The sequence below is a fragment of the Rhizobium sp. YJ-22 genome (assembly GCF_029601685.1).
GTDB lineage: Bacteria > Pseudomonadota > Alphaproteobacteria > Rhizobiales > Rhizobiaceae > Metarhizobium.
On record NZ_JARRIR010000003.1, the window covers coordinates 284793 to 299914 of the forward strand.

At 65.3% G+C, this 15122-nt stretch carries 12 protein-coding genes; 5 read left to right on the top strand and 7 right to left on the bottom strand.

Annotation, left to right across the window (positions count from 1 at the left end):
- The 4 genes from tssM to P7F60_RS09335 all read right to left on the bottom strand — a co-directional run bounded on the left by tssM (position 1) and on the right by P7F60_RS09335 (position 7166).
- Positions 1-3582, bottom strand: a complete 3582-nt coding sequence (tssM, locus tag P7F60_RS09320; RefSeq protein ID WP_277917458.1) for a type VI secretion system membrane subunit TssM — start codon at positions 3580-3582, stop codon at positions 1-3.
- 21 nt (positions 3583-3603) lie between these two features.
- On the bottom strand, positions 3604-5175 hold the full coding sequence (gene tssL / locus P7F60_RS09325) for a type VI secretion system protein TssL, long form (RefSeq protein WP_277917459.1): 1572 nt from the start codon (positions 5173-5175) through the stop codon (positions 3604-3606).
- 1 nt (position 5176) lies between these two features.
- Positions 5177-6502 carry a type VI secretion system baseplate subunit TssK gene (tssK, locus tag P7F60_RS09330; protein WP_277917460.1) on the bottom strand — a complete coding sequence of 442 codons (1326 nt, stop codon included), beginning with the start codon at positions 6500-6502 and terminating at the stop codon, positions 5177-5179.
- Between the two features lie 250 nt (positions 6503-6752).
- On the bottom strand, positions 6753-7166 hold the full coding sequence (locus P7F60_RS09335) for a DUF1036 domain-containing protein (protein WP_277917461.1): 414 nt from the start codon (positions 7164-7166) through the stop codon (positions 6753-6755).
- A gap of 40 nt (positions 7167-7206) precedes the next feature.
- On the opposite strand from P7F60_RS09335, the gene P7F60_RS09340 reads away from it, so the two are divergent.
- Positions 7207-7380 carry a hypothetical protein gene (locus P7F60_RS09340; protein ID WP_277917462.1) on the top strand — a complete coding sequence of 58 codons (174 nt, stop codon included), beginning with the start codon at positions 7207-7209 and terminating at the stop codon, positions 7378-7380.
- Positions 7381-7386: 6 nt separating this feature from the next.
- Here the strand turns inward: P7F60_RS09340 and P7F60_RS09345 are convergent, their stop codons facing one another.
- On the bottom strand, positions 7387-8151 hold the full coding sequence (locus P7F60_RS09345; RefSeq protein ID WP_277917463.1) for a hypothetical protein: 765 nt from the start codon (positions 8149-8151) through the stop codon (positions 7387-7389).
- Positions 8152-8180: 29 nt separating this feature from the next.
- The gene (tagH, locus tag P7F60_RS09350; RefSeq protein ID WP_277917464.1) at positions 8181-9431 is read right to left on the bottom strand and encodes a type VI secretion system-associated FHA domain protein TagH; all 1251 of its coding nucleotides are present in this window, start codon (positions 9429-9431) and stop codon (positions 8181-8183) included.
- A gap of 253 nt (positions 9432-9684) precedes the next feature.
- Between tagH and tssI the strand changes: the two genes are divergently transcribed.
- From tssI to P7F60_RS09370, 4 genes are all read left to right on the top strand, one after another.
- Positions 9685-11685 carry a type VI secretion system tip protein TssI/VgrG gene (gene tssI, locus P7F60_RS09355; RefSeq protein ID WP_277917465.1) on the top strand — a complete coding sequence of 667 codons (2001 nt, stop codon included), beginning with the start codon at positions 9685-9687 and terminating at the stop codon, positions 11683-11685.
- Positions 11686-11715: 30 nt separating this feature from the next.
- Positions 11716-12474: a PAAR domain-containing protein gene (locus P7F60_RS09360; RefSeq protein ID WP_277917466.1), complete on the top strand. Its 759-nt coding sequence runs from the start codon at positions 11716-11718 to the stop codon at positions 12472-12474.
- 19 nt (positions 12475-12493) lie between these two features.
- Positions 12494-12784, top strand: coding sequence for a YrhB domain-containing protein (locus tag P7F60_RS09365; RefSeq protein WP_277917467.1), 291 nt, complete (start codon positions 12494-12496; stop codon positions 12782-12784).
- Positions 12785-12923: 139 nt separating this feature from the next.
- Positions 12924-14255, top strand: a complete 1332-nt coding sequence (locus P7F60_RS09370; protein ID WP_277917468.1) for an APC family permease — start codon at positions 12924-12926, stop codon at positions 14253-14255.
- Here the strand turns inward: P7F60_RS09370 and P7F60_RS09375 are convergent, their stop codons facing one another.
- Complete coding sequence (locus P7F60_RS09375) at positions 14256-15023, bottom strand: LuxR C-terminal-related transcriptional regulator (RefSeq protein WP_277917469.1); 768 nt, start codon at positions 15021-15023, stop codon at positions 14256-14258.
- Positions 15024-15122: the final 99 nt, after the last annotated feature.

Consider the following 15122-nt stretch of genomic DNA (forward strand, 5'->3'; position numbering starts at 1 on the left):
CTATAACCCCGCCGGGCATTTGAATTCGGAAAGCGCGGGCAGCAGGAAGGGATTGCTGACCTGCCCCAGCTCGATGCGATAGGAGACCTCGCGCCCGCCGATGACGAAGCGGGCGCCGAGCCCGTCGCCGCCGGCCGAAACGCTGCCCATGGTCAGGAGCCGCAGCAAGGCCCAGGGGCCGCTCGCGGCAATGTTCGAGGTGCGGCCGGCCATTTCCGGAAAGATCGAGATGCTGGCCGAACCGGCGCCGGTGCCCGGCCAGGTGAGATTGACGGGCGCGTTGCCGACCTGCTGCGACTGGATGACGGTGCCGTTGACCTCCAGCAGCGCGAAATCGGCATTGCCGGAGAGCGTCTGCGGCTTGACCACCATTTGCAGCGCCAGCATCGGCGAGCCCGCCGGGAAGAAGGCATCGCGGATCTCCGCCGCCCGCTGAAATTCGCGCAGCGTCGCCTTGGAGAGATCCTGGCCGACGCGCTCGCCCTGCTTCCAGTCCCAGCCGCCCGGCGCCATATCGACCAGCGGCGACAATTTCTCGCTGAAGAACTTGTCGATGACGCCGCCCGGGCCGAAGAGTTTGGTGAATTCGGCCAGCGGCACGTCGCGATTGCTGTCGCGGGCGAAGGGGTAGCGATTGGCGATGACGCTCTGGCAGGCGCGGGTGACCAGCGAATTCATTTCCTGGTTGAGCTGGTCGATGGTGGAACCTGCTGCATCGCCCTCGAAATCGCTGACGGCGCTCTGCATCATCCGCGCCAAGGGCGGCGGCAGGCGCGAGACGTTGGATTTCAGGCTGGCGATCTGCATCGGCAGGTTGGCCATGGCGCGCTGCGTCTGCGAGGGGTTGTTGGCGAGGATCAGGCTCTGGGTGATCTCGTTGAGATTGGCGATCAAGAGGTCGATGGCCCTGCGCCCCGGCTCGCCCTCGACGAGTTGGTGATAGGGGCGGAAATAGGCCTCGATATTGGCGCCGGGTACGACGGGCGCGCCGCCGGCGCTGCCCATGCGGTTCTGCGACTTGGTCAGCGCGGCATCTATGCCGATGCGCGACCAGCCGGAGGCGCGGCTCTGGACGCGCTGGAGCGCCAGTTTCTTGGCTTGTTCGGCGATTTCTCCAAGGGCGGCGTCGCCATTGTCGGTGGCCGGCGGCGGCGCGCGCTCCTGCGTCAGCTTGGTCTCGGCGGCAATCGATTCGAACACGGCGCGGATCGGCGACAGCGGCCCGGAGGCGATCTGCAACGCCACGTAATCCGGCTTGTCTGCCGACATGCGCTTCAGGCGGAAGGAGCCGAGCGCGCCATCCCAGGCGGCGATGAAGTCGCGGCGATAGCGTTCCAGCAGCTCCGGCCCGAGCTTGGAGAATTGCGATTCCACCGCCTCCTGCTGGGCGAATTCGCCCAAGACCCATTGCTCGGCCAGCATCTTGTCGGCGACGATGCCGAGCTGTTCCAAAAAGTAATCGTGGAAGCCGGCATAGGTGAACAGGCCTGATACCTCGATGCTTTCCAGCGGCTTGCCGTCCAGCGTCTCGAACACGGCGTCGGTTTCCGCCCCGCCGCGGGCATCGAGGCTCCAGGGTTCCAGCGGCTCGGTGAGGCCGGCGGTCTTGATCAGCGTATAGGCGCGGTCGGCGAGGCTCATGCGCGTCAGCGTCTTCTGCGCCGCCTGCACCAGCGTGCCGTTCAGCTCGATTTCGGGATTGTGGACCTTGCCCAGCGCCAGCATCGCCAGCAGATGCTGCTCCAGCTCGTCGCGCACCGGCTTGTTGCCGGCGCCGGGATAGAGATTGTTGACCCAGTCGTCGCGCATCCAGGTGACGATCAGATCGTCGTCGGTCTTCGGCGCCTTTCCGCCGAGCATGAGGTAGACTTTCAGCGCCTCGTAGATGACGAGCGGATCGTTGATATTGGTCTCGATCTGCTTTTCCAGCCGCAGGATGAGGCGCGAACGCAGCACGCGCTCCAGCGCCTGCCGATAGGCCTCCTCGCCGGCCGAGGACAGGCGGGCGCGCTGGCTGAGCCCAAATCCTTCCGACCATGGGGCGGCCACGTCTCGATTGGCATAACCGGTTTCCATGTAACGCAGCTTGTGAAGAAGGTCGACGACCTTGTCGAGATCGGTGTCGGCGACAGGCTCGGCATTCAGCGCCAGCCCGCCGATGGTGCGGTATTCGGCGACCGCCGCATTGGCGCTGGTGACCAGTTGCCGGTTCTGCATGTAGCTCCACAGCCAGAGCGACGACAGCGCCACGGTGATCAGCGTCATCGCCGCAATCGCGCCGTAGCGGAGCGTCGCGGCGCGGCGGATGGCGCCGAGATCGCGCGACACCCAGCCGGCCTCGGGGAAGATGACCTTGGTCATCAGGTCGTGGATGAAATAGCTCTTGCCCTTGCCGGACATGAAGCCGGTGCCGGCGGCGCCGAAACTCGTCTCCATCGCGCCGAGCATCTGGTCGATGGGCGTTCCCTGCTGGGTGCCGGAGGAGAAATAGAAGCCGCGCAATTGCGCGCTGGAATGGTAGCGCGTTGGCTCGAAGATCGCCGAGAGGAATTGCGACACCGGCTCGCGCAGCGCCGCGATCTGCGCCGGGAAACCGAAGGCGAGGATGCGCGCCATCGGGTCGGGTTCGGACTGCAGGTGCTCGGCGGTCTCCTCGGTCAGCCGCATGACGAGGTCGTCGATTTCGCCGGGCACGCGCTCGACGAAATTCTTCTTGCGGTCCTCGGTCTGGAAGGTCGCGCCCCAGACCTGCCGGCGGCGATCCTCGGGGAAGGAGCCGAAATATTCGTTGAAGCCGGCGATCAGATCCGCCTTGGTGAACAGCGCATAGACGGGGAAATCCACTTTCAGCTCGGCGTTCAATTCCAGCAGCCGCTTGCGGATGGCACTCGCATGGGCGTTCAGCTCCTCCGGCTTCAGCGTCATGATGTCTTCGAGGCTGATGGCGATGATGACGCCGTTGATCGGCTGTTTGGGGCGCTGCGCCTTCAACAGCGACAGGAAGGACAGCCAGCTCTTGCGGTCGGATTTCTCGTCGGAATCCTGCGTCGTGTAGCGGCCGGCGGTGTCGATCAGCACCGCATCCTCGGCAAACCACCAGTCGCAATAGCGCGTGCCGCCGGCACCGGCGATGGCCGCCTTGCCGCCTTCGGTGGAGAGCGGGAATTTCAGGCCGGAATTGACCAGCGCCGTCGTCTTGCCGGTGCCGGGCGGGCCGATGATCACATACCAGGGTAGCTCATAGAGGAAATTGCGGCCCGGAAAGGTTTTGCGCAGTGTCGTCAGCGCTTCCGTCATGCGCTCGGAAAGCTGGTCGCTGTCGTCGGTGACGCTGTCCTGCGCCACCACAGCCGCCTCCAGCGCCCGCTCGGCCTTGCGGTGGCGGCGGTAGCGCCAGAAGAGAATGCCGAGAAACACGAGCCAGAGAACGAGGATGATCGACAGCCGCACCAGCGCGCTGTCGAAGGGCGCGATATCGGCGATGACCAGCATCGGCGCGACGAACCATACGACCAGCGACACCAGCACGACCGCCAGCGCGCTGAATCCATAGATTGCTATTTTCAACGCCTTGTCACGCATGCGGTCCCGGGCTTTCAGCGGTTAGGGATTGTTGATCAGCGTTTCTTCCTTGGGTATGGCAAGCTCGACGCGGCGGTTTTTGGCGCGGCCTTCCGCCGTGTCGTTGGGCTCTACCGGCTGGTCCTCGCCCCGGCCGGCGACGTCGAGGTGGGCGGCATCGTCGAGATGCTTGGCGAGCACATCGGCCACCGCCTGCGCCCGCTTCACCGACAGGTCGAAATTCGACTTGAACCGGCTCGATGCCTTCGGCTTCACATTGTCGGTATGGCCGACGATATGGATCTGGCCGGGCTCCTTGTTCAACGCAGCACCAATGCGCTGCGCCAGTTGCTCGAAATCCGGCTTGACGTCGGCGCTGCCGGACTCGAACAGCAGCAGGTTGTTGATGCGCACGACGATGGAATCGCCGACCGGCTCGACCGCCACCAGATCCTTGTCGATCTCCGGCGCCAGTACGCCGCGAATGCGCTGTAGCTGCGTCGTCACCGCCAGCGACGGCTCGGGATCGGGCAGCGGCACGAAGGCGGAGCGGCTGATCTCGATGGGACCGGACGGATGCAGGCGCACCAGCGTGCCGGCCGCCGCATCGGCATCGCCGCCGAGCAGGATGCGCAGCAGCAGATACAGCCCGGCGACGAGGGCGAGGAAGACGCCGGCAATCGCCCACAGCGGAATGCCGTCCGCCAACCCGCGCACGCGGATCTCGTTGCCGCGCCAGCGCGGAGAAATATCCGCCGCCGCCCCCGGCCGCACGGTGCGCAGCGTCATGAACACATCGCGGCGCACCCGCTGCAGCTCGATATCGCCGCCCTTGGCACTGCGATACTGCCCCTCGAAGCCCAGCGACAGGCAGGCATGGATCAGCTCCAGCAGGCTGTAATAGACGGTCGGATTGGTGCTGAGCTGGCGGATCTTGTCGAAGAAGCCGGTGCCGGAAGTGCGCACCCCGAAGAACTGCGCCAGCATGCTGTATTGCAGCCAGAGATGCTTTTCCGTGCCCGGCAGGTTCTGGACGATATCGTCGGCGGTGGCGCAGAGCGCGTATTTGGCGATCGTCGCCTGGTCCTCCGGCACGCCGGCCGCGAGGATGGTCTTTTCGAAGTCCTGGATGGCGCGCGCCACATGCTGCATCAGCGGCACCGCATCCATGTCCACCACCATCTGCCGCAGACGGCCGAGCAGGATGAGCAAGGGTGCCGCCGCCTGCGTGATAGGATTGGCGGATTTGATGCCGGGATTGGCGCGGGCGCCGAGCGCGATGTTCAGCGGAATGCGCCGGCGGTTTTGCGGTGGGGCGACCGGTTGGGCGGGCGGAAATTCCGGCGACATCCAGTTGCCGCCGAAGGGATCGTCGCCGCTGGCCGGCGGCGCGGGCGTCGGCGTCGGGCGTGGGGTGGCCGGCCAGAAGGAAGCCGGGTCCGGGGCCTGCCCGGCATTGCCGCCAAGCGGGCCGGGCGAGATGATCGTGGTGTTCTGGCCGGAGGGCGGCGGGCGGAACTCGTTTCCGAAGCGATCGTTCGGCGGCGGCACGCCGCCGGGCTGCGGCCGGATGACCGTCTTGCCCTGCCTGTCGGGATCGTCGGATTGGCCCATGTCAGTCGTCCATTATCGCCCAGAGGTCCAGTTGCAGCTCCGGCCAGTTGCCGGCGAAATGCATGGCGATGCCGCTCGCCGTGCTGAATTCGGGCCAGAGCGGCGAGGCCTTGTCGAGATAGAAATAGACATGGTCGGTCATGCTGCGGATCTGGCGCGGCGGCGTCGGCATGTGGACGATATCGATGCCCGGCAGATGCGTCTGGACGATCTCGCGCATCTTGGTGTTCGGCCCGACCTTGCAGAGATCGGGAAAGCTCTGCTGGATCTGCGACAGCGGCATCGCCGCCGAGACCTCGACCACGAAGCGCGCCGTGCGAAACAGGTTGCGATTGGTGACATTGGCGAGGAAGGCGTTGGGCCGCACCTGGGTCAGATCCAGCCGGATCGCCCGGCCGATATCGAGGCTGAGCTGGCGCTGGATGATTTCGAGGATCGGCTCGAACACCTCATGCAGCCGATCATGGTCGTAGCGCGGAAAATCCGGCGCCATGCGGTTTCCCGAAAAGGTGGAAAGCTCCCCGGCAAAGCGGATGAGGTCGACATAAAGCCGCTCGGGATGCAGGTATTTCGAGGCGCGGCTGTGGCGCAGAACGTTCACCTGACCGTTCAGCAATTGCAGCATGAAATAGTCGTAGGCCTGCAGCCCGCCGCCGGAACTGGGATCGGTGGCATAACGCGACAGCGCCTCCAGCCTTGTCTCCACCCAGCCGATCACCCGGTCCAGCCAGCCGGTGGTGACCGGATGGGCGTGGCAGCTGAGCACCGGCGGGGCGACGCGCTCGTCGAGCACGATGGTCTTGTCGCGCACCTCGACGATGCGGGCGATGGCGAGGTTGTGATAGCCGGGGCGCGGCGTCTCGCGCACGGAAAATTCGATGCGCGGATGCGCCACCTCGATATCCTGCGCCACATGCATGCCGGAGGCGGAATCGACGAAGGTTTCGAGATCGAGCGTGTAACGGCTGCCGTTGCCGCCATTGGCAGCCGCCACCTCGCGGCCGTTCGGCGTCGCGACCGGCATGGTCATCCAGACGATACGCCGCTCCGAACCCTCGGGAATATCGACCGGGGCCGGCAGCGGGCTGTTGCCCGGCATGTCGAAGGGCACGCCATCCTGGAAGACGCCGGAGGCGCGGCGCAGGCCGAACTTGTTCTGCTGGGCGAGATCGCGGTCGATCTCCAGCTCGACGAAGCCCCAGGGATAGGGGGTGATATAGCCGACGCGGTTTTCGAGGAGTTTTTCGACATAGCGGTCATGCTGCTGCAAATGGTGCTGATGGAGGAAAAGCCCTTCCGACCACACGACCTTGCTGTACCATGACATTGCCCACACTCCCCCGACACCGGTCGCACCTGCCATGACAGCGTCCTTTGGGCCGGTGGCGACGCCGGGGGACGATGTTACGCTTTATCTTCGCACGTCTTGCGGAATTGCTTCATGTATAGGTCTTGTAAGGATTTGGCCTGCGGCAAAGGCTTTGTTCCGGTTTGACTTAGTAAATCTCCAAAACAGTTTTTTTTCAACTGCGCAGATCCGGTGCGGGGATCGGGAGGCGCGGATGGATGGCGTGTGCTCAATCGTTCCTAAGAAACAGCGTCCAGCGCTCCTGTTCGCGCGTATCCACCTCGAGGAAATCCGCTTGCTTGTAGCCGCGCAGCCAGCACTGCTTCGTGCCGCGAATGAGGAAGCGTCTGGTGCCGATGCAGGAGGGAATGGAGCCCGCCGTCACCGGCTGGCCGAAGACATCCTCCGCATAAACATAGACATAGCGGCTGGCGAGCGGCTTGCGGATCACCTCGGCGCAGCGGTTCGCCCCGACGCTCCACCAGCCCTCTGTCTGGAACTCTCCGTCCTCCTCATAGCCGATGGCGACGTTGAGCACGTCCAGCGACTGGTTGCAGACGGAAAATTCCGCTCGCGCCGGACCTTGCAGCAACAGCACCATGGGCAGCGCCAAGAATTGCGCTCTTGCCAAGCGCGCCGACATGCGCCTTAATTCCCGCATCGCTTTGTGGAGTTTCCAGCCCATGACGAAGACGATCCTGTTTCTTTCGGCCTGCCTGTCTATAGCCGGCTGCTCCACCACGCCTGCGCCTCCCATGGCCCCGCCCAAGCCGGAAAAGATCGGCCCCGCCCCCTCCCAACCCGGCAATTGTTTCTATCGCGGGCCGGATGGCAAGGTGTTCATCTCCGCCTGCTGAGCACCCTCACCGCACCGGTTTGCCGAACCGGCCCGCCGCCGGCATGCCTTTGACGGCGAAACGGGCGTCGACGAGACGGCGCAGCACGCCCTCGCGCAACAGCACTGCGAGACTCCCGGCCGCCGCTTCGGCAAGCTCCGGCAATTGCGCGTCGGAGGGTATGCGGCGCACCGCCTCCAGCACCTCGCCCAGCCGGTCGATGGCTTCGAGAATCGAACCTGGCACGGTGAACAGGCTCGATCCGAGGATCGAAAGGCTGACGCCCGGCAGCGTCATGGCGGCAAGGCCGGCAAGCAGCGCCCGTTCATCGCCTGCGGCCAGCGCCTCGAATTCCTGCCGCACCGTTCCCTCCAGATGCGCCGGCACGAGCCTGACGACGACCCGCAACCGCCCGGGAAAATCGTCGGCCGTCCCTTCCTGCGCCATGCGCGCATCCAGGTCTTCCGTCATCTTCGAAAAGGCGACGACCGGATCGGCGGCCAGCGCCACCGCGATGACGCCGCTGCCCGCCGCGCGCGCCAGAACCTCCGCCAGCTCTCCACGCCCGGCGGCGCGGACAGCGGCGGTATCGATGCCCCAGCGGCGCAGGAAGGGGCGCACCCGCTCCTCCGCGCCGGGGCGCGACAGGAAGGCGGCCAGCGCATCGCGCAGAGACAGCCGGTCGCGCAACAGCACGCGCGGCGCCTGCACCGGAAAGGCCGAAAGCGGCCCGACGAAAAGCGTCTCGCGCGCACTGCGCAGCGACACGATATCGGTGGCGGAGCTGCTCATGAGTCAGCCTGTCGTTTCGGTCATGGCCATCATTTCCCCTTCGCGTTCATCTGCTGATAGGCTTCGGAGAAATAGGCGAGGAAGACGTCGAGCATGCCGTTGGCATTGGCCTCGGTCTTGGCTTCCCAGCGGGCGACGAAGGTTTCCCAGGCCTTGGCCTTGCGGTTGGAGAAGGGCGATTGCGCAACCTTGGCTTCCACCGCCTCCGGCGAGAGGTCGTCGAGCAGGCGGGCGAGCGCCCGCTGCATGGCGGCATAGGTGGCCATTTCGTGGCGCTTCAAGTCGGCGAAGGCCTGGATGAAGGCGCGCTGGCCGTCGAGATAGCCGAGGCGATCGCGGCTGAGCATGGCCTCCAGCGCTTCCGAGGCGCCCGGCAGAAATTTCAGCGGATTGTTGTCCTGTGCGCCGATCATGGTGCGGTCGGCGGTCTTGACCATCGCGCGCGCCGAGGCTCGTGCCTTCAACAATTGCGCCACCTCGTCGGACACGGTCAGCATCATCGCGCCGATTTCGCGGAACAGTTCGGCCGCATCGCGATTGGCGAGCATGTGCGGTGAAAGCTGCGCGCCGTCGCAGAAGGCGGCGAGCAACCGTTCCTCCCGCCCGGCGGATGCGGCCGGCGGCCGGCGGGCGAAGGGATCGGCCTGCGGCTCCGCGGCCGGCGGAATGGGAATGGCCGGCTGCGGCGGCAAGCCACCGGCTGGGCCCGGGCGCGGATAGGCCCCGAAGGCACCGCGATCCGGCGAAACGGACCCATTGTCGGGCGGCGCATTGCGCGCAGCGGGCATGTCGATATGGGAGTCGACGAAATCCGGCAGTTTCTGCCGTGCCGCCGGCGGCTGGAAATCGCGCCGGTTCATGGGCGGCGCAGGCGACGGCCGGCCGGCGCCCCAGATATCCTCTTCGTCGTCGTCCCCCCAGGGGTTGTCGGCGGCCACGGGCGGAGCGGCAAAGCCGGCCGCCTGCGACAGGCGCACGAGGATGACATAGGTGCCGATGGTCAGCACGTCGCCGTCGCGCAGCAGATAGGGGCTTTTCACCCGCTGCTGGGCGCCGTTGACGAAGGTGCCGTTGCGGGAGATGTCGTTGAGCAGATAGCCGTCCGGCCCCGGCGCGATCTCGCAATGCCGGCCGGAAATATAGAGCTGCGGATCGGCCAGCGCCCAGTCACGGAAGGGATCGCGGCCGATCTCGAAGCGACCGCCGTTTGCGGTATAGCTCGTCGGCCCGCCATCCGGCAGGCGATCGATATTGGTGATCGTCAGCGTGATCGTCTGCATGGTCCATGTCCTTCCCGGATGACGGGGCGAGTGGGCGATCTCCCGAGGATACTTCACTATAAAACCGCCGGGCCTGCAAACAACGTTCTTGGATCGGCCGCTTCGGACTTGCTTTTTTTCTTGCGATGGCGGCAAATATTGGCGACCGGCGATCGCCCGCGCGACGATACGGCCTTTTCGAAAGTGCATCCGAAAGTGAAGGCCGGCTTTCGAGCACGCGCTCCGGGCCGGAATGGCGCCGGAGACTTTGACCATGACGGTTTTGCCGCGACAGGGGAAGCGCGCAGCGGTTCTCACCACAACCAAGGAGGCCGATTACCTCGTCGTCTCCCGCTTCGACGGTTCCGAAGCGGTGAGCGAGCTGTTCGAATACCGCGTGGAAGCGCTGAGCACGAAGGAGGACATCGACTTCGACGAGCTGCTCGGCAAGCATATGACCCTGACGCTGAACAGCATAAACGGCGTGCAGCGCAAGTTCGACGGCATCCTCACCGAGACGCAATGGCTCGGCATGCGCGATCACTTTTACGCCTACCGGCTGGTGCTGCGGCCGTGGTTCTGGCTGCTGGCGCATCGCAGCGATTGCTTCATCTTCCACGATTCCACCGTGCAGGACATCGTCAACGCCGTGTTCGGCCGGCATGGTTTTTCCGATTTCGAGGATCGCACCGGCGGCTCCTATCCGAAGCTGGAATATTGCGTGCAATATCGCGAAAGCGACATGGCCTTCGTCGCGCGTCTGCTGGAGGAATTCGGCATCGGCTATTTCTTCGAGCACAAGGAAGGCAGCCACAAGCTGATCCTGGTCGACGACAACTCGAAATTCGAGACCGCGCCCGGCGGCAGCCGCCCCTATCGGCCGCTGGAGGGCCAGGACCGGCGCATGGAGGAATGTTTCGACCACTGGATCCCCGAGCGGCGCTTCACCTCCGGCCGCGTCACCATGCGCGACTATAATTTCAAGACGCCGAATGCGCAGATGCAGGCGGATTATTCCGGCCTCGGCTCCTACGAGCATGCCGATCAGGAAGTCTACGACTATCCCGGCCGCTACGAGAAGCAGCCGGACGGCAAATCCGCCGCCACCTGGCGGCTGCAGGCCGAGGAGGCGCTGGACAAGCGCTGCATGGCGACCGGCAATTGCGTGACGCTCGCCCCCGGCCACACCGTCACGCTGACCGACCATCCGGTGCCGAGCTACGATACCGAATATGTGCTGCTGCGCGCCCGGCACAGTTTCGTCTCGCAAAGCTATCGTTCCGGCAGCGGCGCGGGCGGCGAGGAAAGCTATGACGGGCAATACGAGCTGCTGGCCAGCGACATTCCCTTCCGCCCGCCGCTAACCACCCGCAAGCCGCTCATCCACGGGCCGCAGACGGCCCTCGTCGTCAGCCCTTCCGGCGAGGAGATCGATTGCGACGAATACGGCCGCATCCTCGTGCGCTTCTTCTGGGACCGGAAAGGCGATCATTCGATCCGCTGCCGCGTCAGCCAGAACTGGGCCTCGGCCAAATGGGGCGGCATGGTCATCCCGCGCGTCGGCATGGAGGTGATCGTCGAATTCCTCGACGGCGACCCGGACCGGCCGCTGGTCACCGGTTGCGTCTACAACGCCAACAACATGCCGCCAAACGTGCTGCCGGCCCACAAGACGCGCTCGGTTTTCATGAGCTCGACCCATCGCGGCAGCGGCTTCAACGAGGTCCGCTTCGAGGACGAGAGCGGCGAGGAGGAAATCTGGGTCCATGCCCAGAAATACATGAACACCGTGGTCGGGTCGCAGGAAACCCACGCCGTCGGGGCGAGCCGCGACACCACCATCGGCGCCTCGGATTCCGAAACCGTGGGCGGCGAGAAGGATGTGACGGTCGGCTCGAATTTTCGCGAGGCGATCGGCGCAAGCTATCACCTGACGGTCGGCAGCGACCGTGCGCAAAACATCGGCAAGGATGACAGCCTCTCGGTCGGCGGCAGTTCCAGCATCGATGTCGCCAGGGCGCAGCATGTCCATGTCGGCGCCAGCTATTACCTCAAGGCCGGCACCGCCATCGTCATCGAGGCCGGCGCCACCATGTGCCTGCAGGCCGGCGGCAGCTATATCACGCTGAGCCCCGCCGGCATCCAGATCGAGGGGCCGATGGTGCGGATCAATTGCGGTGGCGCCCCCTTCCAGGGCGTGCCCGTGCCGAAGAAGGCAGCCGACAAGACCAAGGGGCCGCACGCCAAGCGTTACGACCGGTCCTTCAAGAAATAGGAGCGCCGGGATGAGCAAGGACACCTGCCCATGAAACCGGCGGCCAGACTGGGGGACATGCATACCTGCCCGCTGGCGACGCCCGGCACGCCGCCCATTCCCCATGTCGGCGGGCCGATCATGCCGCCCTGCTATCCGCCTGTCATGGTCGGCAACCAGCCGGCGGCCCGGGTGGGCGACATGTGCATCTGTGTCGGCCCGCCGGATGCCATCGTCGAGGGCTCGATGGGGGTGTTGATCGGCAACCAGTTCGCCGCCCGCATCGGCGATGCGACGGCGCATGGCGGCGTCATCACCGCCGGCTTGCCGAGCGTGCTGATCGGCGAAACCGGTGGCGGCGGCCATGGGCTGGCGAGTGCGGTCGCCGACATCAATCCGGCAAACAGCACCATCAATTGCGGCAATATCATCGATGCCGCCGCCGCCCGTCTCAACGGCAGCGACCCGGATGCCGCCGCCCCCGCCGGCCAGGACGGCACCTTTCCGCAGATCGAGCAGCGCTTCGGCACGACTTTGACCTGGGGCTCGGATTTCCAGAGCGCCTTCGACGCCGTGCGCGCTGGCGGCGACGGCACCATGGCGGTGGTCGGCATCGGCTATTCCGGTGGGCGCGGCTCGCATGTGGTGCTGCTCGCCAATGACGGCGGCTCGGTCGGCATCGTCGAGGGGCAGGATTGGGGCGCGGGCAATCCGCCGGAGGCGATCACCGATGTCAATCGCGCGAACACTCGCTACAATTCTGATGGCGGCAGCAATATCGGCTGGGGCATCGTCCCGCCCCGCCCCTGAAACGAACAGGAACGGCACAATGGATGTCCACAATGCAGCGGAAGCCGAAACCATCTTCAGGACGAAATTCCTGTCGACGCTGAAGCATGATTTCGTGGTGCTGGAAACCCAGGAGCACGATTTCGGCTGGGTGTTCCTCTACACCACCCGCCGCTATGTCGAGACCAAGGATCCGAGCACGCTGGTGCCCGGCAGCGGTCCGGTCGTCGTGCTGCGCAACGGCGACGTCGTGCCGCTTACCACCTCCGCGCCGCCGGACATGGCGATCGCCGCCTTCGAGGCGGACTGGCGCAAGGCGCAGGGGCGATAGGCGTTTTCAACGCCGCCTTCGCCCCCGGAACCCGCGATTTTCCGGCGTCGCGGAAGGCGGCCTTGCGGTAATACCCTGGGGTTATTGGCTTCGGCCCCGCTTTCGCCGACTCTCGCTCCCTCATCTGGAGGAGGGGAACATGACAGAATCCATCAAACTCGACCGCACGCTCGGCCTGTGGTCCGTGGTGCTGTTCGGGCTGGCCTATATGACGCCGATGATCGTGTTCGGCACGTTCGGGGCGCTGGCCTCCGTCAGCGCCGGCACGACGGCCATGGCCTATTTCATCGCGGCGGCGGCGATTTTCCTGACGGCGGTCAGCTACGGCATCATGGCCAGGGTCTATCCGGTCGCCGGCTCGGCCTATACCTATGCCCGCAAGTCGCTGAATTCCGGCGCCGGCTTTCTCGTCGGCTGGGCGGTACTGCTCGATTATTTCTTCCTGCCGATGGTCATCTGGCTGATCGGCGCGGCCTATCTCACGTCGGCCTTTCCGACCGTGCCGGCCTGGATGTGGATCGTCGGCTTCATCGTGCTGACCACCGCCGTCAACGTCGTGGGCATCGCCTTCGCCAACCGGGTGAACGTCGTCCTGATGCTGGTGCAGCTTTCGGTGCTGATTGCTTTCGTGGCGCTGGCCGCGCGTTATGTCGTCGCCCTCAACGGCGTCGGCGGGCTCGCTTCGGTGCGGCCGTTCTTCGAGCCTGGCGTGCCGTTCGGCGCCTCCGTCGCGGGTGCGGCGATCGCCGCCTATTCCTTCCTCGGCTTCGATGCCGTCTCGACGCTGACCGAGGAGACCCGCGACCCGACCCGCACCATGCCGAAGGCGATCATGATCATCGCCGTCATCGGCGGCCTGATCTTCACCGGCTCGGCCTATATCACCCAGCTTGCCCATCCCGGCGGCGAATTCGCCTCGGTCGATTCCGCCGCGACTGAAATCGCGCTGATGATCGGCGGCGACCTGTTCGTCACCGTCTTCCTGGCGACGCTGGTGGTGGCGCAGTTCACCTCGGGTCTCGCCGCGCAAGCCAGCGTCGGCCGCCTGCTGTTCGCCATGGGCCGCGACGGCGTGCTGCCGGCCGGCATCTTCGGCAGGCTGCATGAGACATGGCGCACGCCGGTCATGAACCTCGTCGTCGTCGGCATCGTCGGGCTTCTGGCGCTGACGCTCGACGTCACCACCTCGACCTCGTTCATCAATTTCGGTGCGTTCCTCGCCTTCACCGCCGTCAACGTCTCGGTGATCGCGCTTTATCTGAAGGGGAATGCCGTCGTGCGGCCGCTCGGTCCTCTCGTCGGGCTGCTCGTGCCGGTGGCGGGCGCGCTGTGCGATCTCTTCCTGTTGTGGAACCTCGACGGCAATGCCAAGCTGCTCGGCCTCGCCTGGCTGGCGCTCGGCATCTGCTATCTCGCCTATCTCACCCGCTTCTTCCAGACGGCGCCGCCGGAAGTGGAATTCGTCGAGTGATCAGCGACGGCTGAGAAAGAGATGGAACAGTTCCGCCTGGCTGGAAATGCCGAGCTTGGCATAGGCCTGGCGGCGGTGGACCTTGACGGTGTTGGGCGAAAGCCCCAGCGTCGCGGCGATGGAATAGGAGGAGTGACCCTTGAGAATGAGGGTCACGATCTCAAGCTCCCGCTTCGACAGCAGCGGATGGCTGATCGCTGCCGCCGCCTGGTCATCGCCGGCCGTCGGGCTGAAGCGCTCGAACCAATGCCGCTCGGCCAGCGCCTGCACCAGCGGCGCGGCACTTTCCAGCCGGGCGATGTCGCGGCGCGAAAAGGCCGGCACCGCGCCGATGCGCGACAGCGACAAGACCGCATCGGCATGGCGCAGCCGCAGGATGAAGCCGACCTCGTCGAGAATGCCGGTCGCCTGATAGTGGCGGCGGTAATATTCCGTCTCAGTAAACCGGTCCGGCGCCAGTCGCCGCATGACCAGCAAGCCCCGGCGCCCGCTGCGAACCGCATCGTGGAAGGGATCGACGATATAGGCGCCGGCGAGATAGTGGTCGACGATGGTGGTGCGGTCGCCGACGATGCGCTCATTGTCGAGATCGAAGGCCTTGCCGCCAGGCGCATAGGCAAAGCCGTTCATCATCTCGAAGGGGACGAGTTGTTTCAGCGCGTCTTCAAGCGCTGCCGGAAAGCCGGGTTCGCCAAGCGCCGTCACCGCCCCGGCAAGCGCCGCGTTCCAGTCATCGATATAGCCCACCGCGCCCGTCTTTGCCGTCACGTCTATCCCCCGTCGCGGGCAAAGCCGCCTTTTTACCTTCCCCGAATCGTGAAAACGCGCGCTTGCTCATTGACTTGAATTTTTCCTAGCACGGAGTCC